Consider the following 24,584-nt stretch of genomic DNA (forward strand, 5'->3'; position numbering starts at 1 on the left):
GAATTAAGGTCAAACTAAAAGGACTTAGTCCTGTGCAATACAGAACTAAATCCTTTACTTAAATTAATTGTCTAACTTTTTGGGGTCAGTACACAAAACGGCTCTTTTTGGTAACCTCAACCTTACTCCTGAAGAAGACAGTAGTATGAGTGGCAAATTTTTAGTTAGAAGGAAGAAAAACCAATTTGAAAGGTGATAGTTACGTTTAATGGTTTAATTCAAATATTCGGATGCGCTATATTTCGTTTCATAGTATAGGAAGCTAACATCAGCACATGTTGAGGCGGTATCACTGTTGTACGAGCTGAGGCATCAGCGAAGTAGGAGTAGATGCTCCGCCCATGGGATAGGACTCGTAAAATGAGGAGGGAAACCGACGAAATGATACGGTAAGTCCGAACCGCTGAGTGCATGGCTCTGCTCTTCCGATCTGAGACAGTCGAAAAGTAGAAGGGGATGGTATTGGTATCAATCAATGAGTAACAAAGTAACAGCGTGATTCGAAACATTTGCTTGTAATTTCCGGAGGAACATCAATATGGATGGAATAACAAAAGATTCTATAAAAACGGCTAAACTAATAAAACAATTATGGCCCCAATTGACCGATAAAGAAGCTTTTGATGAAGTAAAAAAATATACGAATGGCAAAAATACTGCAATCTTTACTGAAGTTGAAGGTAACACAATTGTAGGTCTAGCATTATGTTCCCTCAGATTTGATTATGTTGAAGGTTGTAAATATAGTCCTGTTGGATTCTTAGAAGGGATTATTGTCGATGAGGAATATCGTTTAAAGGATATTGCTAAAAATCTCTGTACAAAATGTGAGGAATGGGCGAAAAATAAAGGATGTAAGGAATTTGCAAGTGACTGTACTTTAACGAATACGGATTCTATAAGATTTCATCTCAATATTGGATTTCAGGAGGCAAGTAGAATTATTCATTTTAAGAAAAAATTATAATTTAGAAACGTGAATAAACTTGTTAAACTTTATGTATCTTTAGAAAGTGTGTTAACTTGAAAGAACAAATTTTTTTGATGGGTGGGAATCCCCCAATAACGAAATATAGCATTGTTGATAAAATTGTATTATCAAGCAAGATTGAAAGAATTGTTATTTTTACGGTTTTTCGAGATAATTGGCAACCCTATATGAAAAAGTACACAGAAGTTTTCCAAAGTCAATTTCCTAATCTAAACACTGATTACTTACTTTTGGACACTGAGCAGATTGATTTTGATAGCTATTTAGATGCTGATCTAATTATCATTGGTGGAGGAAATACGGAAAAATATATAGCTACTTATGTCAATCAGGAGTTCAAAAATTATATCGATCATATGCTTAATAAAGGGGCAAAAGTTATAGGGTTTTCTGCAGGAGCCCTATTATTAGGAGAAAAAGTATATGTCTCACCTAATGATAATTCAGATCATCAGATAAAGATAAAAAATGGATTAGGACTCTTTAGTCAGTTTTTAATTAGTGTCCATTATGATTCCTGGAATGATAAAGCTAATAAGGATAGAGCAGAAGAACTTGTCAGTGTTCCCATAATTCCACTAAATGATCATTCCTGTCTTGTATTGGATAGACTTGGAAACATTATTGAGAAAATTGACTAGTTTTAATCATGCGAATCTGAATCTACGAAACTAAAGTATTGACGAAATGAATAGTGAAAAGCCTTGATTGTAAGGCTTTTTTGTGTTTTTATGATAGAATATAGGTAGTTATAATCGATAGCAACTAAGAAGCAGTAAAAATATTATTCATAAAATAATCAAGATTAGGAAGAAAAAAATGACAGAAATTGATAAAAGGAATTTAAAAAATTATCTTTGTTTTACATTTGGAATTACTTATATAGCTTGGGGGCTTCTTGCCATATTTACACAATCTTATATTTTGGGATTAGAGACATTTATAGGAAGAATATTACATATAGTTGGTGCACTTGGACCAGCTATTGCAAGTGGCTTTTATTTAAAAAGTAATAATATAAAATTTAAACATTTTTTATTTAATAAGTTAGAAAATAGCAGTATTTATTTCATTTATCATATGTTAGCAATTTTGATACTATTTTCTGTATCTTCCTTAGAATTAAACGGAGTATCAATTTATCTGATGCCATTATTCTTTATACAACTAATTTTTTTTGGTGGTGGACATGAAGAATTAGGATGGAGAGGAATATTACAACCATTACTTGATAAAAAATATACTTATTGGCAATCTAATTTGATTGTAGGATCAATTTGGGGAATATGGCATCTGCCTTTATGGTTTATAGTTGGAGAAAGTCATCAAGGATTTCCTTTTATTTTATTTTTTATATATACATTATTTTTAAGTTTTGTTTTAGGGCTTCTTTACCGTCAAACGAAATCTGTGGGATACTGTGTATTATTTCATGCATTCGCAAATTTGTTAAATCTCTATTTTGTGTTAAAAATTAATCTTATTTTTATTATCATTTTTATTGGTTATTTGATTTATACTATATTGGCGAGTAATAGAATTAGTAAGGAAACAACATTTTAAAATTTAGATCAGGATATCCATTATTGAAAGTAACGTGTGATCATTCTAGATAATCAATGTTAGAGACTTTTCTATTTGATGAGACATCACTGCTTGTACGAGCTGATTAAACATGGGTGTAGCTAGTGAAAGTTCTACAGTAAGGAGTTTAAACATGAAATTCCATGAATTTGGTGATAAGAATTTGCCTCCTATTTTACTGATACATGGTGGTGGAAGTTCTTGGTGGAATTATCTTCGTCAAGCACGAATCTTGTCAGAAGAATACCGTGTTATTCTACCCACTTTGAATGGCCACGGCGAGGAATATCAAGTTGATTATGTTTCTACTGAAGATTCTGCTTTGGAGATTCTGGACTATATCAAAGCAAACTGTGGTGGGAAATTGTTTGCAATCGGTGGTGTTTCGCTTGGTGGTCAAATTGCTATGGAGCTTTTGTCTTTAGACAGTGAAATTGCTGAGAAGGCCATCATAGATGGAAGCCTCTGCATTCCTCAACTAAGGTTAGCTAAAATCAGCATCTTTCTAGTGTCTCTATTTGGTAAACTGATGTTCAATAAATTCTCTTGCAAACTTCAGTTAAGCATGATGAACAAATTCTATCCTAAACTGGCTTATCCAGAGGAAATAAAAACTTATTATTTGGAGGATTTGCCAAGGACGCCTATCAAAACATTGGTGACCATTTACAAAAACTATATGGGATGTTACAAGCTGAAAGATATGATTTCTGCTAGCAAGGCTCAGGTTCTGTATATTTATGGTGAAAAAGAATTGAACTGTGTGAAAGAATCAGCGAAATTATTTCATCAGCTACATTCAAATACAATTTTGTATGAAGCAAAGGGCTATAATCACGGCTATTTATCAGCTTACCTGCCTTATGAGTGGATTGATTTGGTGGTGCCATTTTTAAAGAGTGACTCATTAGAAATGTGTAACGAATCTGATATGCCATAAGGAGGAAACGGATGCTAGGAGCAATTATTGGAGACATTGTAGGTTCTGTTTACGAATGGAACAATATCAAAACGAAGGATTTTCCTTTATTTTGTGAGGATTGTTTTTTCACGGATGATACGGTAAGTTCGAACCGCTGAGTGTGTGAGTTTGTTAGTGAAACGTAGTTAATCCTCAAAATAAAGAAACTAAAACTCCATTATTTTGAGATGAAAACCTAAACTGTTTTTAAGGAGGTGAAATATTGATAGAAAGCAGACCTATGTTTGAAAAAATCTCATCCTTTGATGAATTTAATAAATATTACTGGTATCGTGATGAACTTTCACAGATATGCAGGTCATTAGGACTTGAATATAGAGGTACAAAACAGGAACTCAATGATATTATTGAGCAGTACTTCAAGGGGAATTTGATTAAAAAGTCATCAGTAAAAAAAAATAAGAAACGAGTAGAAGTCGTTACCTTAGATTCGCCCTTACTTGAATGTGGATTCTCCTTTAATGCACACTTTAGAGAATATTTCTCAACTTTAACAGGTGTTTCGCCCTTTAAATTTACTGCTGATATGGCTACAGCTTGGAGAAAAGTAAAAAAAGAAAATGATTTGAATTTCACAATCCAAGATATGCTAAAAGTCTATTATGGAGATTCAGATTATGCCAAGTATGATCATTCGGTTTGTCAATGGAATCAATTTCTAAAGGATTTCTGTGCAGACGAAAATAGTGCCAACTACTCTAATAAACTAAAAGTAGCTTCTATTCTTTGGAAAGAAGTTAGAAATTCAAGTAATGCAAAAATTTATTCAAAGAATCTTTTAACTAAATATGCTGATAAAATAGACGAGTATGTCAAGTAGAAATGTCAGTCTAAACTAATAGTTTGTAAGGAGGAATACCATGCTAGGAGCAATAGTTGGAGATATTGTAGGTTCAGTTTATGAATGGAACAATATCAAAACGAAAGACTTTCCATTATTTCGGAAAGACTGCTTTTTTACAGATGATACGGTAAGTTCGAACCGCTGAGTGTCTGAGTTTGTTAGTGAAACGTAGCTAATCCTCTCACCTTTTCATTTTAACGCAAGAAGGCTTCAAAGCTCCACTGGAGCTTTGAACTCCCCGAACCTTTTGAGTTTCACAAACGCATCATGTTGAGGCGGTAAGTCTATTAGTGAAGAGTAATTAATTTTCAGAAGGCTTCCTGCTTTTTTAATCCTACGGACGAAAAATACGGCAAAACCTTATTTTATACAGTAAATTTTCTAACGTTAGAAAAATAGATTTGATGCATTTAGATAAACAAATTATAAATAGGAGAATCGAATGTTTAATTTTTTTAAAAAGAAAGATCCTAAAAACCTCGAAATCAATTTTCATGACAATTCAATGGTAATGAACGGAACCAGCTTGTCTTTTCCTTTATCTTTGAAAGATATTGAGGCCGTGTTAGGAAAGCCTGATCAGGTTGTCAAAAAAGAAAGTAAATACATAAAGTACGTTTACGACAATGCTGGTATTGTATTTGAACATTCGTCTTCTATCCGGAATCATTTAAAGAAATGCAGGGTCTATATTGATGATGAGCATCTACTTTCTACAATCAGTTTCTACTATGGTGATGTTGTAAAACCTATGTTTGGAGAAGAAGAATTACCCAAGATGCCTTGTCAAGCCGTAGTATCCACTGATGGGAAGCCTCCCTATTTTCTTTATGATAGACACAGAACTGGGGATTTCAATTTTATTTTATGGACCCCTCATGGAACCAATTTTAATGGAAGACCAGATGTAATGAGATATCCACTCACCATTTCTTACTATCCAGAAATCAAGCATGAACGTCAAAAATCAAATCCAAAAGTTGTTCAAGAAAAATATCTTCATTTTGATAATCTGAATTTTAAACTAGCTATTATCCAAGTATTGATGTATGATTTAGATATTTTAAAGCCAGCTTTTGATATTTTTGATTTTTCAGAGGAATTTAGCGAGTTGGATATTGATACAGAAAGTACAGAACTTGTAGAGCCTGCCTTAGAATACTTTAAAAATCTTCAGATTTCACAGAAGTATGCAAGTCTTGTAAAAGAGATTGATATGGATGGCGGTAATGAAATTTTTATGAATCTGATTCCTCAGTGGGATGGTGAGGATAGTACTTTTGATTTGAATGAGGTTAGTTTGGTTGAATTAAAGCAGTTCCCAAATTTAAAACAAGCGACAATCATGTCAAGTAATTTTGAACAAGTTAAGGAAACTTTTGCTAAAGCTGGAGTCGACGTAGAACTAGTGTAAGTTTAACTAAACATTTATAAATTTTTGAAAAAATCTTACTGTTATGACTCGAAAAAAGGATTAAGTAAAATATGAAAAAGTTTAAATGGTGTTTATGGGTAACTGGGGTTCTTGTTATTCTTATGACAGCATCTTCATTGAATGCTTGTAGTTTGGGTGGTGAAACCATTCCCAAAAACAGAACAAGGGAACAGTACGAGTTTGAAAAAACGTTTGATCCTATGTTTAAATTTTTGGAACAAGAGCAGAAGGATTTTAATGGGCTGGAAGCTTATAAAAGCAGCGTCTATATAAAAAATGGTGACGAAGTCAAAAGATGTGAAATCGACCTAGACATTACCAAGGCAGATGGTAAGGGCGACTATAGAATACAAATCGGAGAAAATAAAAAAACGGTTCCCGTTAGTTATTCTAATGGCAAGTTGCATTACGATTCAGCGATAGATCCTTTATTTGATGAAGAAATTCTTAACTTAGTTGTCAAAAGAGATGTTTTTGACTCCTTGAATGTAAAAAGAACGTTAAGAACTGGAACAACAGAGCTTAGTGAAATTATCTACCAGCCAGAAACTCAGTCTGAACTCTTTCAGAAACTGAAAATCAAATATGATCTACCAGAGGAAACTACATGCCAAATCAGGGTAAATTACTCAGATAAAACAAATTATGGGATCACAATACAGTTAACATCGAAAGAGATGTCTGTCAAAATTGGTTTAACTATTATTAAAAAACGGGGCTAACGATTTAGGAATGTTATTGAAAAGAGTTTTTTAACTCTGAGAAGGATTTAAAGGTGACTATGAAGGTAAAATTTAAAGAAACGAATAAAGTATTTTTCAAAATAGTAGAAGTAGAGGGAGAAAAGTATATTCTAGATTTGACGACTGTTAGACCAAAATCCTATTTCTGGGGTTCTCTTCCCGATGAAATTACTGCAAAAATGCAAAAGTTAGATAAAAGAGATATGCGTTTTGAGAGTGTAGCTCCAACTATGAGTAAATCAATTGGGATTGCAATTGGTACAGCAATAGGGGGATCTGGCTATCGGCTTGTGACAAATTTTTTTAGAAACAATGGGATTAGTCATAACCTTCCTTTAAAGATAGGCTTATATGGCCTATTCATTTCCCTAGCTTATCTTGCTTTCTGGTTCATTGCCATAAGAGCTCGTCATAGCGTCCAAAAAAGACTTGAGAATAACGTTACAAATTATAAAATAACCTTTAAACCAGTTGGAAATAAACGTCAATTAAAACATTACAAACTTCTTCCTTTTATCCTTGTTCCGACTCTTGGATGTTTTGTATTTTATCTATATACTGTTAATGGAACAGAGGGAGCCTTACTTGTTATTAATAGTATTCTATTATTGGGATTTTTTACAGTGATTTTAGGCATGTCACCACTCCGAGAAAGTGTCGAAAAGCAAGAGATTATTTTTGATAGAATAGAGAAGTTATAAATTAAGATGAAAGCTGTTTATGATCCTATTTTGCAGGTCACATTGGGCTATTCTATCAGAAAAAATTAGGGAACTGATTAGAGAGCATTTTGTTAGTCAATGACTCATTTAAGGTTCAGAACTGCTCTCGTAATGACATTTTATAATTTAGAAAAGGAGTAAAAATGAATTATTTAGAAATACGCAAGAAATATGGATTTTATAGAAAAGTCGTGATTGTTTTGGCTGTTCTTCTCATTCTTTTTGTAGCTTGGATGGTGAAAGATAGGACTATTCAAACCCTTTGTATTTTATTCATAAATGCACTCTTATTTCTTTTCATTGCACTAATCAGAAGAGGGTATGTAAGGAGTGGTACTAAGTTACTGTATATGGACTTAGATTTACCATCTTGGAAGCAATACATTGAATTGAAGAAAGATGCAAAAAGAGCTATTATAAAAATGGATGTGACACTAACATCTGTTGGGTATTCCTATATGATTGGTGATTTCGATGCTGCCATTAAGGAGGCTTCTGAAGCAACGACTGATCAAAAACTGAAGCCAAAATACAGGGATTCCTTAGAGAGTTACCTCATTCGCTCGACAGTTCTTGCAAATCCTAACCTAACCAGAGATGAGCTTGATCTTATGCTAAACAAAATGTCCATATCAGATTCCTCTCTAGCCGAGAAAACAAAAAGCGTGAGTATTGCACTTTACGATTTAACAATTGCTCATCAATCCAATGATTACTTTGAAGAATTAGAAAACGAGTTTAAATATCAACAATTGGAAATCATTTACTATCAAGCCTTGAACTCTAAATTAAAAGGAGATATGACTAGGGCGAATGAATTGTTTAGAAAACTCGCTCAAGAAGATGAACAGCTCTATATCGTCCAGAAGTCTAAAGAATTTTTAAAAAGTGAATCTATTAATTAGCGATGAATAAGTACAGGAAAGGATTGAATATGAAATCAAACAGTTTATTTTTTTTTAATGGAATTTTTGCTTTAACGTGCTCTCCCATTATTGCATTTGCATTTTTCTATAGATGGGAGATAAGATTTATCAATGGGGCTCTTCGTTTTGTTGATAAACCAGCATGGGCTTTTTCAGTAAATTTAATTAGTTTTATATTTCTTGTTTGTTCCATACTTGCAATTTTCATTTATAGAAAAGAATCAAATGGTCGTAAGAAAAGCTTTTTGTTTCTTTTAGTTGCATCTATCACAGGTTTTATCCCCTTCCTTTCATTTTTTTCAGCAATTTTTGCTCTTATTGCTGGGATTTTATATTTGGTTGATTTTAATCGATTGGTAAAAGAATAAACTAGAAGGTATTTATCATTTTCAACATATCCAACCTTTTTTAGAACTGATTCTCTCAATCTCCGGTACGTCTGATTTCTATTTTTTGAGGTTTCATTATATAATAGCATTATATGTAATGACTGATGTAGTTACACTAACATTTCTATTTAAAAATTAAGGAGTATTATCAATGAAAAAAGCAATGTTAATTATAAACCCTACCTCTGGTGGGGAAAAGGCTTTGGATTATAAGGTCAAGCTGGAGAATAAGGCCAAAGATTATTTTGAGCACGTGGAAACCAAAATTACTGAAAAAGCGCTGGATGCAACACACTTTGCTGAGGAAGCCTCTCGTGAGCAGTACGATGCAGTGGTTGTTTTCGGTGGAGACGGGACTGTCAATGAAGTCATTTCGGGTATTGCTGAGAGAGACTACATTCCTAAGTTAGGGATTATCCCAGGCGGTACAGGTAACCTCATTACGAAACTGTTGGAAATCAATCAAGACATCGATGGTGCGATTGATGAACTTGATTTTAACTTAACCAACAAGATTGATATCGGTAAAGCAAATGATAACTATTTTGGTTATATCTTTAGTATCGGTTCTCTGCCTGAGGCGATTCACAATGTGGAGATCGAGGACAAGACAAAATTCGGTATATTAGCCTATGCTGTAAATACCATGAAGTCTGTGATGACGGATCAGGTCTTTAACATTAAGGTTGAGACAGAAAATGGAAATTATGATGGTGAAGCGAGTCATGTTTTGGTTCTCTTGACAAATTACTTCGCTGATAAGAAAATCTTTGAAGAAAACAAAGACGGCTATGCCAATATTTTGATTCTAAAAGATGCTTCTCTATTCTCTAAATTATCCGTCATTCCTGATTTACTAAAAGGCGATGTTGTCGGCAATGATAATATTGAGTATATCAGAGCTCGTACTATTAAAATCTCTTCAGATAGTGAGTTGGAGTCAGATGTTGATGGCGATAAGTCGGATAACCTACCTGTAGAGATTAAGGTACTGGGCCAGCATATTGAAGTTTTTTCACAACCGAAAGAGTAGAAGATAGAAACAAGTTTGTCTTTCACTGAGAAATAAAGTTTTATATCAAAGATTGGAGGAAGGATGAATTCTCTATTTGATGAATTTCGAACAATTTGTTCTCATTTAAACCAAGTTGGAATCACACCCACGCTCATGGGGTCTTTGGGTTTTGAATACCGTTCAAATGAAGATTGGGAGCCGTCTGACATTGACATTCATGTCTCTGGAGATCCTAGAGGCTGGGAAGCGCCTGATCATCTCAGGATTTATGACTGGGACAAGATAATGAAAGTGATGAACCACTTAGGCTATACCTTGGTAGATATTCACGAGCACGAATTCCAAAAAGATGATGTGAGCGTTGAATTTGGAAGTATCGATTCCTTACCTGATTTTGCAGGAGTTTCGAAATCAGATATAGAGTTGATTCATCTCGAGGACATCACGTTTCGTGTTCCAAGTTTGGAACAGTATTTCAGTATATACAAGGCTTCTTCCCAAGATTCCTATCGAAATGACCACAATAATAATAAAGATTTTAAAAAGATAGATTGGCTTGAAAGGCATTTGTAAATCATCAATCAGAAAGTAGTAGGTATTAAATCTTACTGCTTTTTTATATTCTCAAAAACAATCCACTCGAAACTACGGACAAGTCTTGAAAATAAAATTTTAAAGTAGTATACTAGAATCACAATAATGAAAACGTTTGCGCAGCAAGATGAATAAAAGTAAACTAGGAGACAGAACAATGGAATTAACAGCCATTTACCATAGACCAGAGTCAGAGTATGCGTACCTTTATAAGGATAAGACAATGCACATTCGTATCCGGACCAAGAAAGATGATATAGAAAGCATCAACTTGCATTATGGAGACACTTTTATCTTTTTAGAGGACCATTATGAAGCAATCAAGGAGATGGTCAAAGTAACTTCTGATGTCTTATTTGATTACTGGCAAGCGGAAGTTTCAGTTGGCTATGCACGACTCCAGTATCTCTTTGAACTCAAGGATAAGCAGGGTCAGAGTATTTTGTATGGCGATAAGGGATGTGTTGAAAATACGCTAGAAAACCTTCATTATGAAGGAAATGGCTTTAAAATTCCGTATATCCATGAGATTGATGCTTGCCATGTTCCTGACTGGGTAGCAGAGATGGTATGGTACCAGATTTTCCCAGAACGCTTTGCTAATGGCAATCCTGAGATTTCACCTGAAGGTGCGCTAGCTTGGGATTCCTTTATCAAGCCAAAGACGAGCGATTTCTTTGGTGGTGATTTACAGGGCATTATTGACCATCTGGATTACTTGCAAGACTTAGGGATTACAGGTCTTTATCTCTGTCCGATTTTTGAATCCCCAAGCAATCACAAGTATAATACGACGGATTATTTCGAAATAGATCATCATTTTGGAGATAAGAAAATTTTTCGTAAACTGGTGGAGGAGGCCCATCAGAGAGGGATGAAAATCATGCTGGACGCTGTTTTCAATCATATCGGGGATCAGTCTCTGCAGTGGCAGGATGTTCTCAAGCATGGTGGAAAGTCGGAATATAAAGACTGGTTCCATGTTCAAGAATTTCCCGTGACCAAAGATAAGCTTGGAAATCCAAGAAAACTCCCTTATCATACCTTCGCTTTTGCCAGCTATATGCCCAAGCTCAATACGGCCAATCCTCAAGTGAGGGACTATTTGTTAAAAGTTGCGACCTACTGGATTGAAGAGTTTGATATTGATGCTTGGCGCCTGGATGTGGCCAATGAAGTAGACCATCAATTTTGGAGAGATTTCCGTAAGGCTGTCTTGGCTAAAAAGCCTGACCTTTATATTCTTGGAGAAGTCTGGCACACTTCTCAGCCTTGGCTAAATGGCGATGAATTCCACGCAGTCATGAATTATCCTCTCTCCGACAGCATCAAGGATTATTTCTTGCGAGGGACTAAGAAGTCACCTCAATTCATCGATGAGATCAATAGCCAATCAATGTACTATAGACAACAGATTTCGGAAGTGATGTTCAATCTTCTGGATTCGCATGATACGGAGCGTATTTTGGCTACTGCCAAGGGAGATGTCCAACTCGTTAAGTCTGCCCTTGCTTGTCTCTTTTTACAAAGAGGGACACCGTGTTTCTACTATGGAACGGAGTTGGAGTTAGGTGGCGGACCAGACCCAGATTGTCGCCGTGTCATGCCTTGGGACCGTGTTTCAGACAGTAATGACATGCTGAACTTCATGAAGAAATTGATTCAGCTTCGTAAGGAGGTTTCAGGCATTATCCAACATGGCACCTATAGCCTAAAAGAAATTAAGCCGGACATGCTAGCTCTTGAATGGGATTATGATGGACAAAAGGTCCAAGCTATTTTTAACCAATCAAGTGAAAACTATCTTGTAGACCGTGATTCTGTAGTGCTAGCCAGTCATTGCCAAGAATTGGGACTGCAACTGGCGATTTTGCCTAAAGGTTTCGTCATTCAATAAAAAATAGGATTAAAAAGGCTGTAATGAATGGGTGATTCGTGCGGTCTTTTTTTGACTTATGTAGTATAATATAGCTAAGTCAACGATTACTAGCTGAATGATTAGTGAATGGTGTTTAAAATGAAAAAGAGACTTGTAGTCTAGAAGGAGAATTGCATGAAACGAACGAGAAAAGTAGTAGCCTTGGGACTGTGTTTGCCCTTATTTCTTGGCTTGGCTGCTTGTCAGCAAAATAATACGAGCACTGAAGCTGCAAATCAGACACAGACCAGTTCAGATAAAGTTCCTTGGACGGCTTCATATTCCAATCTAAACGGTCAAGTCAGTACCGAAGAGGTCAAATCTCTCTTATCAGCTCACTTGGACCCAAATAGTGTTGAAGCATTTTTCAATCTTGTTACAGACTATAATGCGACTGTCGGCTCCACTGGCTTAAGTGGTGATTTTGCCTCCTTTACAAAAACGGAATACGATGTAGAGAAAATCAGCAATTTGTGGACACAAAAGAAGGGTGACTTTGTCGGGACCAACTGCCGTATCAATAGCTATGCGCTATTAAAAAATTCAGTCACGATCCCAAAACTTGAAAAGAATGATCAGCTACTTTTTGTGGATAATGATGCTATCGATAAGGGAAAAGTATTTGATGAGAAAGATAAGGAAGAGTTTAATATTCTATTTTCTAGGGTGGAGACAGAAGCGACAACGGATGTAAAAGTTCACGCGCAGAAGATGGAGAAATTCTTTTCCCAGTTTCAATTTAATGACAAAGCTCGAATGCTGTCTGTAGTCTTGCATGATAATTTGGATGGAGAGTTTCTTTTTGTCGGGCATGTTGGTATTTTAGTGCCAGCTGATGATGGTTTCTTATTTGTTGAAAAACTGACTTTTGTAGAGCCCTATCAAGCTATTAAGTTTGCGAGCAAGGAAGACTGTTACAAGTATCTATCCACCAAATATGCGGATTACACAGGTGACGGACTAGCTAAGCCTTTCATCATGGACAATGAAAAGTGGGTTGAAGGATATTAAGGTAGGCAAGGGAGAAGGAGTATGGAGACAGTAGTAGCGCTTTTAGTTGTCATTCTTATCGGAGTCTGGGCTGTAAACATTCTCAAGTCTCGTAAGGCAAATAAAAAAGAAAGATTTTTTGGCTATATGCAGCGCTATGATATAGATGGTGAGGGCTATCAGTCAGAAGTCTGGGAAGTGATAGAAGATGAGGAATGGAAATAAGGAGGAGAGTCCAAAAACAGTAGATTTCTTGCCTTTCTCAAGAAAGGGAACTAGTAACATTAGTGCTATTCTAAGGAACTTATAGGAGGAAACATTATGGGAATGATTGCTAATTATCAATATCTATCTGACAATGAATTAAGCCAAATAAAGCGCTATTCTTGTCAGGAAGAGGATTTACTTGACTTAGTAGAGGATTATCCTGAGGGAAACGATACGTTGATAGATATTGACAAAATGTGGGATGCCTTGCTCTTTGTTATGACAGGTTTTAGTAGTTCAGAATTTATGGATGACGGCCCCTTGATAGAAGCTGTCTTGGGAGTAACTCCTTTAGAAAATGTATCGGAGTATATAGCCTATACTGAACACTCAAAGATAGCTGAGATTGTTCAAGCATTAGAGAATTTTGACATGGATAGGGCTTTAGCTAACTTTAGCATGGAAGCATGCAAGAAGGCAGATTTGTATCCCGATATTTGGGATTATCTTGATGAAGAGGAAGAAATCAAGGATGATATTCGAACCTGTTTTGTAAAAATGAAGGACTTTTATAAGAAAATCTTAACTCTCAAAGGAAATGTCCTAGTGACTATTTGTTAACTACTTTTACCAACTGTTAGTCAGGTGCCTGATGAATGCACATCTAGAAAATCGAACACCTGATGATTTGTCTGGTGGATGAAATATTCCACCGTGTAGTCGGACGGGATAGATAGAAATTGGTTATAGAATTTGTAAGCATAATAAATTTTAAACTTTAAGATGGAGGATTAAAGAGATGGGAAAAATTGAATGGGAAAATGCAAAGACGCGTTTAGATGCCTTGCTTGTCATTGATGAGTATCGAACAGATCCAAACAAGACCTGGCTTCGATTGATCGTTAAGACTGAGGAAAGCTATGGGATCCGTTACCTTATCAACAACGGTTCTGGTGATTCTCTAGATGTGATTTTGACTGATAAAATGATCCTTATAAAGGGCTTTGATCATGAAAGTAGTTTGAGTCAATTTGCTGCGGATGAGTGGAATCAAGACATCATAGACGGATTTTATAAAGGGCTGGATGAAAAGTATCAAAACCTATACTCAGAAGAACAAAAAGACGAAACAACCTTCTTTATCTGGTATGACGGTCAAGAGCATCAAAATACCTACCAAGATCAGGACGGTGGTGAATGGTTATTATCCTATTTCTTTGAAAGTTTTGAGAAATTTCATGAGTTTGTGACGGATTACTATTCAATTACCGTAGATGAGGACTTACTTAGAAAACTTTACAATCAAGGACAGCTTTCAGAAGTAGAATTGGAGCAGTTGATTCCTACTTCCTAGCTGGAAATATTTATGAAATCTGATGAAAAGAATTGATTTTCAATATCAAGTTATACTTTAAGAATTATTGAAGTAGTTAATGTCTGTAGTTCCTTTTTTCTTATGCAGATAACGACTTAAAACGATTTCTTTTTATTGTTGAATAATATTTTGCGAACAAAAAACAAAATTCTTTAAAAAAGTTTCACAAAATCCTTTACAAGTTCTTATAAACATGATATAGTTATTAGGCTTAGAAAATGAGATGATGTTTTCTAGCAAATATAAACCCGAGTAAAAAATGCCTACGGACAGGCAGGGTTGAATGCCGAAGCGTGGTTAAAAAGCCACATTATTGATAGGGTTAAAAGCCTACTTTTATAAGTTGATGTTAGGACGCTTGTCCTAATTCATAAATTTTAGTGTGGTGAAAGCACACGTCATCTTGTGAAACGATCAATAAAGTACGTAATATTTGCTACTAGAGAGTTAGGAAACATCAGGAACAGACATACTCAACAGAAACCAAAATAAACACGTCAGAAGATTGCAGAGCAGGTGAAAACCTGCTCTTTTTTCATAAGTCAACCTTTAGTCGCCTTTATCTTCTTGAGGTGCTAAAAATATGGTAAAGGAGTATGTCTTGAAGAAGTTAGATCAAAACCAAGCCCCAATTTATGAGGCCTTGGTCAAGCTACGCAAGAAAAGAATTGTCCCCTTTGATGTGCCAGGTCACAAGCGTGGACGAGGAAATCCAGAACTTGTCGAACTGTTAGGAGAAAAATGTGTTGGCATTGATGTCAATTCTATGAAACCCTTGGATAATCTTGGTCATCCCATTTCGATTATTCGGGATGCGGAGGAATTAGCTGCGGATGCTTTTGGTGCAGCCCATGCCTTTCTCATGATTGGAGGTACAACCTCATCAGTTCAAACCATGATTCTTTCCACCTGCAAGGCGGGAGATAAGATTATTCTTCCACGAAATGTCCACAAATCTGCTATCAATGCGTTGGTTCTATGTGGTGCCATTCCCATCTATATCGAGATGAGTGTAGATCCCAAAATCGGCATCGCATTAGGACTTGAAAATGACCGTGTTGCCCAGGCAATTAAGGAGCATCCAGATGCTAAAGCTATCCTAATCAACAATCCTACTTACTATGGGATTTGTTCGGATCTGAGAGGATTAACAGAGATGGCTCACGAAGTGGGCATGCTAGTTTTAGTGGATGAAGCTCATGGTGCGCATTTGCATTTTACAGATAAACTTCCAATTTCTGCTATGGATGCAGGTGCTGATATGGCGGCGGTCTCTATGCATAAGTCTGGTGGGAGTCTGACCCAAAGCTCCATTTTACTTATCGGGGAGCAGATGAATCCTGAATACGTTCGTCAGATTATCAACCTGACCCAGTCTACATCAGCATCTTACCTGCTGATGGCAAGTCTCGATGTTTCTCGTAGAAACCTAGCCCTTCGTGGTAAAGAGTCCTTTGAGAAAGTTATTGAGTTATCTGAGTATGCTCGTCGTGAAATCAATGCCATCGGTGGCTACTACGCCTACTCAAAAGAGTTAATAGACGGTGTCTCGGTTTGTGATTTTGACGTGACTAAGTTATCAGTCTACACTCAGGGGATTGGTTTAACAGGGATTGAAGTTTATGATCTCTTACGGGATGAATATGACATTCAGATCGAGTTTGGTGATATTGGCAATATCTTAGCTTATATTTCCATTGGCGACCGCATCCAAGACATCGAGCGCTTAGTCGGTGCTTTGGCTGATATTAAGAGACTCTATTCTCGAGATGGGAAGGACTTGATTGCTGGAGAATATATCCAGCCCGAGTTGGTGCTGTCTCCACAAGAAGCCTTCTATTCAGAAAGAAAAAGTTTAACCTTGGATGATTCTGTTGGACAAGTCTGTGGGGAATTTGTCATGTGCTATCCTCCAGGGATACCAATCCTAGCACCAGGTGAACGGATTACACGAGAGATTGTGGATTATATACAATTCGCCAAGGAACGTGGTTGCTCCCTCCAAGGGACGGAAGATCCAGAAGTCAATCACATCAACATCATTGAGAGAAAGGAGAACTAGATGGATTTATGGTTTTCTGAAGTTCATACTCCAGATGTGAAACTGTCCCTGAGAACAGCCAAGCAACTCTATGCTGGAAAAAGTGAGTGGCAGGATATTGAGGTATTAGATACACCAGCTTTTGGAAAGATATTGATCTTAAATGGCCATGTCTTGTTTTCAGATGCAGATGATTTTGTTTACAATGAAATGACCGTCCACGTACCCATGGCTGTCCATCCAAATCCAAAGAAAGTATTGGTTATTGGGGGTGGTGACGGGGGTGTTGCCCAAGTATTAACACTCTATCCTGAACTGGAACAAATCGATATTGTGGAACCGGATGAGATGTTGGTTGAAGTCTGTCGTGAGTATTTCCCAGACTTTGCTGCAGGGCTAGATGATCCTCGTGTTACCATTTACTACCAAAATGGGCTTCGTTTTTTACGAAACTGTGAGGATGATTACGATATCATTATCAACGATGCGACAGATCCATTTGGGCATACGGAAGGGCTTTTTACCAAGGAATTTTACGGGAACAGCTACAGAGCTTTGAAAGAAGATGGTATCATGATTTACCAGCATGGTAGTCCTTTTTTTGACGAAGATGAGTCAGCTTGCCGAAGCATGCACCGCAAGGTTAATCAAGCCTTTCCAATCAGCCGAGTCTATCAGGCCCATATCCCAACCAGTCCAGCTGGCTATTGGCTATTTGGATTTGCATCGAAAAAATACCACCCTATCAAAGATTTTGACAAGGAAGGCTGGAAAAAACGCCAGCTTTTCACAGAATACTATACTGCAAACTTACACGTGGGAGCCTTTATGTTGCCCAAGTATGTAGAAGACATTTTAGAAGAAGAGGAAGGAAAAAAATGAGTCGTTTATTAGTTATCGGATGTGGGGGCGTTGCCCAAGTTGCTATTTCAAAGATTTGCCAAGATAGCGAAACATTTACAGAGATTATGATTGCTAGCCGTACCAAGTCAAAATGCGATGACTTGAAGGCTAAATTAGAAGGTAAAACAAGTACAAAGATTGAAACAGCTGGTCTTGATGCTGATAAGGTAGAAGAAGTCATTGCCTTGATTGAAAGCTACAAACCAGAAGCTGTTTTGAACGTAGCTCTACCATACCAAGATTTAACAATTATGGACGCTTGTTTAGCAACTGGAGTCCACTATATCGACACAGCTAACTATGAGGCTGAGGATACGGAAGACCCTGAATGGCGTGCTATCTATGAGAAACGTTGTAAGGAACTTGGTTTTACAGCCTACTTTGACTACTCGTGGCAGTGGGCTTATCAGGAGAAATTTAAAGAAGCAGGCTTAACAGCTCTTCTTGGATCTGGTTTTGACCCAGGTGTGACTAGTGTCTTTTCAGCCTATGCTCTCAAACACTATTTTGATGAAATCCACTATATCGACATTTTAGACTGTAATGGTGGTGACCACGGTTATCCATTTGCAACAAACTTTAACCCAGAAATCAATCTCCGCGAGGTTTCTGCGCCAGGTTCTTACTGGGAAGATGGAAAATGGGTCGAAGTCGAAGCCATGTCAATCAAGCGTGAGTATGATTTCCCTCAGGTTGGACAAAAAGACATGTATCTCCTTCACCATGAAGAAATTGAATCATTGGCCAAGAACATTCCTGGTGTCAAACGCATTCGTTTCTTTATGACCTTTGGTCAATCTTATCTAACGCATATGAAATGCTTGGAAAACGTTGGGCTTCTTCGTACGGATGCTATTAACTTTAATGGACAAGACATTGTGCCAATCCAATTTTTGAAAGCCTTGCTTCCAGATCCAGCCAGCCTTGGTCCACGCACAGTTGGTAAAACCAATATCGGTTGTATCTTTACAGGTGTAAAAGATGGTGTTGAAAAGACCATCTACATCTATAATGTTTGCGACCATCAGGAATGTTACGCCGAAGTTGGTTCACAAGCAATTTCTTACACCACTGGAGTTCCAGCTATGATTGGGACAAAATTGGTTATGAACGGTACTTGGAAACAAGCTGGAGTCTATAACCTTGAAGAATTGGATCCAGATCCATTCATGGAAGCTTTGAATGAGTATGGATTACCTTGGGTTGTGGTTGAAAACCCGCAAATGGTGGACTAATGAAGTTAGAACAAGTACCCACACCAGCTTATGTCATTGACTTGGCCAAGTTAGAAGCAAACTGTCGCATTCTAAAATATGTACAAGAAGAAGCTGGATGCAAAGTTTTACTTGCCCAAAAGGCTTATTCCCTCTATAAAACATATCCCTTGATTAGCCAGTATCTATCTGGTACGACGGCTAGTGGACTTTATGAAGCTAAGCTGGCTAGAGAAGAGTTTCCGGGGGAAGTCCATGTCTTTGCTCCAGCTTTCAAGGATGCAGACTTGGAGGAATTGCTGGAAATAACGGACCATATCGTCTTCAACTCAGAGAGACAGTTGCGTAAACATGGTGCTCGTTGCCGAGAGGCTGGTATCAGTGTCGGTTTGCGCCTCAACCCTCAGTGTTCAACTCAAGGAAATCACGCGCTCTATGACCCTTGTGCTCCGGGATCTCGGTTTGGAGTTAGCCTAGACAAGATACCGAGTGATTTGTTGGATTTAGTGGACGGACTTCATTTTCATACTCTTTGTGAGCAAGGTTCAGATGATTTAGAGACAACTTTGAAAGCAGTAGAAGCGCAGTTTGGACCCTATTTGTATCAAGTTAAATGGCTCAATATGGGTGGTGGACACCACATCACCAGAGAAGACTACGATGTGGATTTGCTGATTTCTGAGATTAAAAGAATTCGAGAAACTTACAATCTTGAAGTCTATATCGAGCCGGGTGAAGCTATTGCGCTCAATGCGGGTTATCTAGCAACTGAAGTATTGGACATTGTCGAAAACGGTATGGATATTTTGGTTTTAGATGCCTCCGCGACCTGCCATATGCCAGATGTACTTGAAATGCCCTATCGTCCACCTTTGAGAAATGGATTTGAACCGCAGGAAAAAGCCCATACCTATAGACTTTCTTCTAATACCTGTCTGACGGGCGACGTGATTGGAGATTATAGCTTTGAAAATCCAGTCCAAATCGGTGATAGACTTTATTTCGAAGACATGGCAATATACTCATTTGTCAAAAATAATACCTTTAACGGTATTGGCTTGCCAAGTCTCTATCTCATGGACGAGCAGGGAGACTGCAGCTTAGTCAAAGCCTTCGGTTATCAAGACTTTAAAGGGAGATTATCATGATGGACAGTCCAAAGAAATTAGGCTATCGTATGCCAGCAGAGTATGAACCCCATCATGGCACCCTCATGATCTGGCCAACTCGACCAGGTTCATGGCCCTTCCAAGGAAAGGCTGCTAAAAGAGCATTTACTCAGATTATCAAGACCATAGCAGAAGGGGAAAGAGTCTATCTTTTGGTGGAGCAGGCCCATCTATCTGAAGCTCAATCCTATCTTGGAGACAAGGTTGTTTATTTTGATATTCCTACTAATGATGCCTGGGCGCGTGATACGGGGCCGACCATTCTCGTCAATGAAAAAAGAGAAAAGTTGGCAGTCGATTGGTCTTTTAATGCCTGGGGTGGTACAGTCGATGGCCTCTACCAAGATTATGAAGATGATGACCAAGTAGCCAGTCGCTTTGCAGAACTCTTAGAGATACCTGTTTACGAGGCCAAACCTTTTGTACTGGAAGGCGGAGCAATCCATAGCGATGGTCAAGGAACCATTCTTGTGACTGAAAGTTGCCTACTAAGCGCTGGTCGCAATCCCCACCTGTCTAAAGCGCAAATTGAAAACACCTTATTAGAGAGCCTTGGCGCTGAAAAAGTTATCTGGCTTCCTTATGGTATTTATCAGGACGAAACCAATGAACATGTTGACAATGTTGCCGCTTTCGTTGGTCCTGCAGAGATTGTCTTGGCTTGGACAGATGACCAAAATGATCCCCAATATGCCATGTCAGTAGCTGATTTAGAGCTCTTAGAGCAAGAAACAGATGCAAAAGGGCGTCACTTCACCATTCATAAGCTTCCTATCCCAGCTATTCGTCAAGTTGTCACTAAAGAAGATTTACCAGGCTATACCTATGAAGAAGGGGAAGAAGAGCGTTATGCAGGTGAACGTCTTGCAGCTTCCTATGTCAATTTTTATATTGCCAACAAGGCTGTCTTAGTGCCCCAGTTTGAGGATGTAAACGACCAAGTGGCCCTAGATATCCTCAGCAAGTGTTTCCCAGACCGTAAGGTCGTAGGAATTCCAGCCAGAGATATTCTCTTAGGTGGTGGCAATATTCACTGTATCACCCAACAAATCCCAGAATAGGAGAAAAAGATGAGAAATGTTAAAGTTGCAGCGATCCAGATGCAATGCGCCAAGGATGTGGCGACAAATATCCAAACAGCGGAACGTCTAGTACGTCAGGCTGCAGAACAAGGCGCACAAATCATTCTCTTACCCGAGTTGTTTGAACGTCCCTATTTCTGTCAGGAACGCCAATATGACTACTACCAGTATGCCCAGTCAGTGACAGAAAATACCGCCATCCAGCATTTTAAAGTGATTGCTAAGGAACTAGAAGTTGTTCTACCCATTAGTTTCTACGAAAAAGATGGCAATGTCTTGTATAACTCTATTGCCGTCGTTGATGCAGATGGTGAAGTGCTGGGTGTTTATCGGAAGACACACATACCAGATGATCATTATTATCAAGAAAAGTTTTATTTTACGCCTGGCAACACTGGTTTCAAGGTCTGGGATACTCGCTACGCTAAAATTGGGATCGGTATCTGTTGGGATCAATGGTTCCCCGAAACAGCGCGCTGTCTTGCATTGAATGGTGCTGAATTGCTCTTTTATCCAACCGCTATCGGTTCAGAGCCTATCTTAGATACGGATAGTTGTGGTCACTGGCAACGTACCATGCAAGGGCACGCAGCAGCAAATATTGTCCCAGTTATTGCAGCCAATCGCTATGGCTTGGAAGAAGTCACTCCTAGTGAGGAAAATGGTGGACAGAGTTCCAGTCTTGACTTCTACGGTTCCTCCTTTATGACGGATGAAACAGGAGCTATTCTAGAGAGAGCTGAAAGACAAGGTGAAGCTGTTTTATTAGCCACTTATGACCTTGATAAGGGAGCAAGCGAGCGCCTCAACTGGGGACTGTTTCGTGATAGAAGACCCGAAATGTACCAACGAATTACCGACTAGAAAGTAACTTTCATAATAAATTTTTGGTATTCACGCCTGTCTTACAAAAATGTAAGATAGGCTTTTTAAATGTAAGATAGGTGTACGATTATACGCGGAAATGTATGCTATACTCTATGTAGATTAAAAAGAAAGAGGTTTATTATGAAAAAATGGAATGCGACACAGTTGAAGTATCTGATGGCGGCAGTAATGGTTCTAGACCATATTCCGCATATTACCGGAATCGTTTCTCCTTTGTGGGAAGGTATCTTTCACGCCTTGACCCGTTGTGTGGGAGTTTGGTTTGCCTATATGGCTATGGAAGGCTTCATCCATACTCGAAATTTGAAAAACTACCTCATCCGTCTTTGGAGTTGGGCGCTTATCATGTTTGCTGGAAATAGCCTACTCAACGCCCTATTTGCATCCAAAGGAGTAATGGTCAATAATAATATTTTCTTGACTTTGGCCATCGGTGTCACCATGCTTTGGATTGGTTTTCCCAGAAAAGAGTTGGATAAAAAGGAGAAGTTGTGGCGTCGGATTGGGCTTGCTGGGCTCTTGATTTTCGGTTGTCTTTTTACTGAGGGTGGCATCACCATGCTACCATTTCTCTTGATTAGTTACTCTTGTCGAAATCGCAAGGGCTTGCGAAATCTCCTCTATGCCTTTCTGTGGGCTTTCTTATTAGTGACTTCCATCCAAATATACGACACTTGGCACCAAACACTGGAAATGATGCTTTTCAATTCTGACTGGCTCTTTATCACCGTCTTTCCTTTTATGGCCTTGTATAATGGACAGCGAGGAAAAGAAACTAGTTGGAGTAAATATTTCTTTTATATTTTCTACCCAGCTCATCTATGGATTATAACTTTGATTGCTTATTTGCTTAAGTAGATTCAATATTCATTAGCTCCTTCTTGCTTAAAATGTGAGAGGAGCTTTTCTGTATCTGGAATTCCCAACAAAACATGTTATAATAGTTTTAGAAAGGACGAGGTTTATGGCGAGCATACTTGTAATTGAAGATAATAATGACATCCAGGAAATCTTAAGAATCCTTCTTGCAGAGGAACACGAGGTGATTCAAGCATTTTCTGGGACAGAAGGTATCATGCAATTTGACAAAGGTGGCATTGATCTCGTCTTGCTAGATATCATGCTCCCTGGGAAAAATGGCGATCAAGTCTTGCAAGCTATTCGACAAACTAGTCAGACTCCGGTCATCATGCTTACTGCTTTAGGTGATAAAAAGCTCATCAGCCAATATCTCTTAGATGGTGCCAATGATTATGTAGTAAAACCTTTTGATTTGGACGAAGTCTTTGCCAGAGTCACTGTGCAATTACGCCAAAGTGGGGAACATCAGTCAGGAGATCGAAGAGAAATTGATAACCTCGTACAAAACTTTAAAAATATCCAGTTCAATGCGGATAGTTTTGAAATAAGTAGCACAACTGAAACCATTCGCCTTGCAAAGAAAGAGTGCCAGATTCTCCAAATGTTGCTCCAGCATCCTAAAAAAATCTTCACCAAAGAAGAACTCTATGAATTAATTTGGGAAGAAAGTTACCTGCCTGGAGACAATACGCTCAACACTCATCTAAGCAATCTCCGTAAGAAACTACATCAACTGGATCCAAATCACGAATACATCGAAACCATTTGGGGAGTTGGTGTTCGATTAAAAGGAGACAAGCAATGATTTACATTTTGATATCAATATTGCTCCTCATTAACATCATTTTGGCGATTTCTTTGATTCGCTATCATATAGCAATTAAAGATTTAAGCAGACAAATTGAAGAAAAGATTCGCTCTGGTAGCATGAAGAGGATCGGTGTAAATTTCTTTTCAAAGACCATTTTGCGTCTACATAACCAAATTGAGAATCTATTTCAAGTAGTGGAGCAAAATCAGCTAATCATGAAGCGTGAAAAACACACCCTAGATATGGCAATCAGTAACATAGCTCATGATATTCGGACACCTTTAACAATCGCTTCAGGATACACTCAACAACTAATAAAACACCCCGATAATAGTTCAGAAACCTTAAATAAAATAGCCCATCATCAGGATTTGGTTTCCAAACGGTTGGAGGCTCTCCTCGAATACCGTCATTTGATGGAAGGAGCAGTCAAACCGAAACTGGAAGAACTTGATTTATCAACTTTTATAACGAAAAAGACTTTAGCTTATTACGACGTTTTTCAATCTTCACAGATTGTTCTTGATTTTAACGTTGAACCAGGATTGAAAACGACGACTGATGAGGACTTGCTTGATCGAATTATACAAAACCTTCTTGGAAATGTTCTCAAGCACGGCAAGGAGAAGGCTCGACTTTCTTTGAAAAAGGAAGACAATAGCCTTGTTTTGAAAATTGATAACCTAGTCAAAAAATCTATCAAGAATATAGACAATCTCAGCAATCGTTTTTATTCTGAAAATATGTCAGATACCGAAGAATCCTCTGGTTTAGGTCTCTATATTACTGAGGAATTGGTTCATCTTCTTGGAGCGGAAATGAAGCTAGCCACTGATGGAGAATGGTTTTCAGTCTTTATTTATCTTTAACAGAAGAAACCTCCTCTATATCCTAGAGGAG

The 24,584-nt window shown here is 37.8% G+C and carries 30 protein-coding genes; 29 read left to right on the forward strand and 1 reads right to left on the reverse strand.

All coding sequences use genetic code 11. From position 1 onward, the window contains the following. Positions 1 to 2: 2 nt before the first annotated feature. Positions 3 to 62, forward strand: a complete 60-nt coding sequence (locus GMD5S_RS10890) for an IS3 family transposase (RefSeq protein WP_368430977.1) — start codon at positions 3 to 5, stop codon at positions 60 to 62. A gap of 156 nt (positions 63 to 218) precedes the next feature. Here GMD5S_RS10890 and GMD5S_RS10420 read toward each other — a convergent pair whose 3' ends face one another. After that, complete coding sequence (locus GMD5S_RS10420; protein WP_237738358.1) at positions 219 to 509, reverse strand: hypothetical protein; 291 nt, start codon at positions 507 to 509, stop codon at positions 219 to 221. Between the two features lie 29 nt (positions 510 to 538). On the opposite strand from GMD5S_RS10420, the gene aac(6') reads away from it, so the two are divergent. The 28 genes from aac(6') (at position 539) to GMD5S_RS0201615 (ending at position 24,553) form a co-directional block, all read left to right on the forward strand. Then, positions 539 to 967: an aminoglycoside 6'-N-acetyltransferase gene (gene aac(6'), locus GMD5S_RS0201475; protein ID WP_000348727.1), complete on the forward strand. Its 429-nt coding sequence runs from the start codon at positions 539 to 541 to the stop codon at positions 965 to 967. 56 nt (positions 968 to 1,023) lie between these two features. Beyond that, positions 1,024 to 1,632, forward strand: coding sequence for a Type 1 glutamine amidotransferase-like domain-containing protein (locus tag GMD5S_RS0201480; RefSeq protein WP_000662942.1), 609 nt, complete (start codon positions 1,024 to 1,026; stop codon positions 1,630 to 1,632). A gap of 178 nt (positions 1,633 to 1,810) precedes the next feature. Further along, positions 1,811 to 2,554, forward strand: a complete 744-nt coding sequence (locus tag GMD5S_RS0201485) for a CPBP family intramembrane glutamic endopeptidase (protein WP_000134973.1) — start codon at positions 1,811 to 1,813, stop codon at positions 2,552 to 2,554. A 154-nt stretch (positions 2,555 to 2,708) separates the two neighbouring features. Continuing rightward, positions 2,709 to 3,515 carry an alpha/beta fold hydrolase gene (locus GMD5S_RS0201495; protein ID WP_000668461.1) on the forward strand — a complete coding sequence of 269 codons (807 nt, stop codon included), beginning with the start codon at positions 2,709 to 2,711 and terminating at the stop codon, positions 3,513 to 3,515. An 11-nt stretch (positions 3,516 to 3,526) separates the two neighbouring features. Continuing rightward, on the forward strand, positions 3,527 to 3,655 hold the full coding sequence (locus GMD5S_RS10425) for an ADP-ribosylglycohydrolase (RefSeq protein WP_000899999.1): 129 nt from the start codon (positions 3,527 to 3,529) through the stop codon (positions 3,653 to 3,655). 104 nt (positions 3,656 to 3,759) lie between these two features. Beyond that, on the forward strand, positions 3,760 to 4,377 hold the full coding sequence (locus GMD5S_RS0201505; RefSeq protein WP_000573132.1) for an SAP domain-containing protein: 618 nt from the start codon (positions 3,760 to 3,762) through the stop codon (positions 4,375 to 4,377). A gap of 40 nt (positions 4,378 to 4,417) precedes the next feature. Then, on the forward strand, positions 4,418 to 4,546 hold the full coding sequence (locus GMD5S_RS10430) for a hypothetical protein (protein ID WP_000900078.1): 129 nt from the start codon (positions 4,418 to 4,420) through the stop codon (positions 4,544 to 4,546). Between the two features lie 297 nt (positions 4,547 to 4,843). Further along, complete coding sequence (locus GMD5S_RS0201515) at positions 4,844 to 5,815, forward strand: DUF6892 domain-containing protein (protein ID WP_000481649.1); 972 nt, start codon at positions 4,844 to 4,846, stop codon at positions 5,813 to 5,815. 71 nt (positions 5,816 to 5,886) lie between these two features. Beyond that, the gene (locus GMD5S_RS0201520) at positions 5,887 to 6,558 is read left to right on the forward strand and encodes a hypothetical protein (RefSeq protein WP_000713811.1); all 672 of its coding nucleotides are present in this window, start codon (positions 5,887 to 5,889) and stop codon (positions 6,556 to 6,558) included. Between the two features lie 59 nt (positions 6,559 to 6,617). Further along, complete coding sequence (locus tag GMD5S_RS0201525) at positions 6,618 to 7,280, forward strand: DUF443 family protein (RefSeq protein ID WP_000865033.1); 663 nt, start codon at positions 6,618 to 6,620, stop codon at positions 7,278 to 7,280. Between the two features lie 164 nt (positions 7,281 to 7,444). Beyond that, entirely contained in the window at positions 7,445 to 8,206 is a 762-nt protein-coding gene (locus GMD5S_RS0201530) for a hypothetical protein (protein ID WP_001108327.1), read from the forward strand. Between the two features lie 29 nt (positions 8,207 to 8,235). Further along, positions 8,236 to 8,595, forward strand: a complete 360-nt coding sequence (locus GMD5S_RS0201535) for a hypothetical protein (RefSeq protein WP_000841612.1) — start codon at positions 8,236 to 8,238, stop codon at positions 8,593 to 8,595. 172 nt (positions 8,596 to 8,767) lie between these two features. Beyond that, a complete protein-coding gene (locus GMD5S_RS0201540; protein WP_000710093.1) occupies positions 8,768 to 9,649 on the forward strand; it encodes a diacylglycerol/lipid kinase family protein in 882 nt (293 codons plus the stop codon). 63 nt (positions 9,650 to 9,712) lie between these two features. Continuing rightward, entirely contained in the window at positions 9,713 to 10,204 is a 492-nt protein-coding gene (locus tag GMD5S_RS0201545) for a phosphoribosylanthranilate isomerase (RefSeq protein WP_001086572.1), read from the forward strand. A 178-nt stretch (positions 10,205 to 10,382) separates the two neighbouring features. Next, entirely contained in the window at positions 10,383 to 12,122 is a 1,740-nt protein-coding gene (locus tag GMD5S_RS0201550) for a glycoside hydrolase family 13 protein (protein WP_000423951.1), read from the forward strand. A gap of 156 nt (positions 12,123 to 12,278) precedes the next feature. Further along, a complete protein-coding gene (locus GMD5S_RS0201555; RefSeq protein WP_000831843.1) occupies positions 12,279 to 13,154 on the forward strand; it encodes a DUF4300 family protein in 876 nt (291 codons plus the stop codon). Positions 13,155 to 13,175: 21 nt separating this feature from the next. Beyond that, the gene (locus GMD5S_RS0201560) at positions 13,176 to 13,358 is read left to right on the forward strand and encodes a hypothetical protein (RefSeq protein WP_000451083.1); all 183 of its coding nucleotides are present in this window, start codon (positions 13,176 to 13,178) and stop codon (positions 13,356 to 13,358) included. A gap of 96 nt (positions 13,359 to 13,454) precedes the next feature. Next, positions 13,455 to 13,961: a YfbM family protein gene (locus GMD5S_RS0201565; protein WP_000525330.1), complete on the forward strand. Its 507-nt coding sequence runs from the start codon at positions 13,455 to 13,457 to the stop codon at positions 13,959 to 13,961. 178 nt (positions 13,962 to 14,139) lie between these two features. Next, positions 14,140 to 14,694: a hypothetical protein gene (locus tag GMD5S_RS0201570; RefSeq protein WP_000515982.1), complete on the forward strand. Its 555-nt coding sequence runs from the start codon at positions 14,140 to 14,142 to the stop codon at positions 14,692 to 14,694. Positions 14,695 to 15,316: 622 nt separating this feature from the next. Beyond that, on the forward strand, positions 15,317 to 16,777 hold the full coding sequence (locus GMD5S_RS0201575) for an aminotransferase class I/II-fold pyridoxal phosphate-dependent enzyme (protein ID WP_000732147.1): 1,461 nt from the start codon (positions 15,317 to 15,319) through the stop codon (positions 16,775 to 16,777). Beyond that, a complete protein-coding gene (gene speE, locus GMD5S_RS0201580) occupies positions 16,778 to 17,638 on the forward strand; it encodes a polyamine aminopropyltransferase (protein WP_000366710.1) in 861 nt (286 codons plus the stop codon). It abuts the gene before it with no gap. After that, the gene (locus GMD5S_RS0201585) at positions 17,635 to 18,894 is read left to right on the forward strand and encodes a saccharopine dehydrogenase family protein (RefSeq protein ID WP_000088790.1); all 1,260 of its coding nucleotides are present in this window, start codon (positions 17,635 to 17,637) and stop codon (positions 18,892 to 18,894) included. The genes speE and GMD5S_RS0201585 overlap by 4 nt, the downstream gene beginning before the upstream one ends. Beyond that, entirely contained in the window at positions 18,894 to 20,021 is a 1,128-nt protein-coding gene (gene nspC, locus GMD5S_RS0201590) for a carboxynorspermidine decarboxylase (RefSeq protein WP_000764343.1), read from the forward strand. The genes GMD5S_RS0201585 and nspC overlap by 1 nt, the downstream gene beginning before the upstream one ends. Next, entirely contained in the window at positions 20,018 to 21,103 is a 1,086-nt protein-coding gene (gene aguA, locus GMD5S_RS0201595) for an agmatine deiminase (RefSeq protein WP_000969483.1), read from the forward strand. The genes nspC and aguA overlap by 4 nt, the downstream gene beginning before the upstream one ends. A gap of 9 nt (positions 21,104 to 21,112) precedes the next feature. Beyond that, on the forward strand, positions 21,113 to 21,988 hold the full coding sequence (gene aguB, locus GMD5S_RS0201600) for an N-carbamoylputrescine amidase (protein WP_001246713.1): 876 nt from the start codon (positions 21,113 to 21,115) through the stop codon (positions 21,986 to 21,988). A gap of 144 nt (positions 21,989 to 22,132) precedes the next feature. Further along, positions 22,133 to 22,870: a TraX family protein gene (locus GMD5S_RS0201605; protein WP_000759206.1), complete on the forward strand. Its 738-nt coding sequence runs from the start codon at positions 22,133 to 22,135 to the stop codon at positions 22,868 to 22,870. Positions 22,871 to 22,976: 106 nt separating this feature from the next. Then, positions 22,977 to 23,678 carry a response regulator transcription factor gene (locus GMD5S_RS0201610; protein ID WP_000146571.1) on the forward strand — a complete coding sequence of 234 codons (702 nt, stop codon included), beginning with the start codon at positions 22,977 to 22,979 and terminating at the stop codon, positions 23,676 to 23,678. After that, positions 23,675 to 24,553, forward strand: coding sequence for a sensor histidine kinase (locus GMD5S_RS0201615; protein ID WP_000639364.1), 879 nt, complete (start codon positions 23,675 to 23,677; stop codon positions 24,551 to 24,553). The genes GMD5S_RS0201610 and GMD5S_RS0201615 overlap by 4 nt, the downstream gene beginning before the upstream one ends. Positions 24,554 to 24,584 lie beyond the last annotated feature (31 nt).

The sequence above is a fragment of the Streptococcus sp. GMD5S genome (genome assembly GCF_000298715.2).
In the GTDB taxonomy this organism is placed as follows: Bacteria; Bacillota; Bacilli; order Lactobacillales; family Streptococcaceae; genus Streptococcus.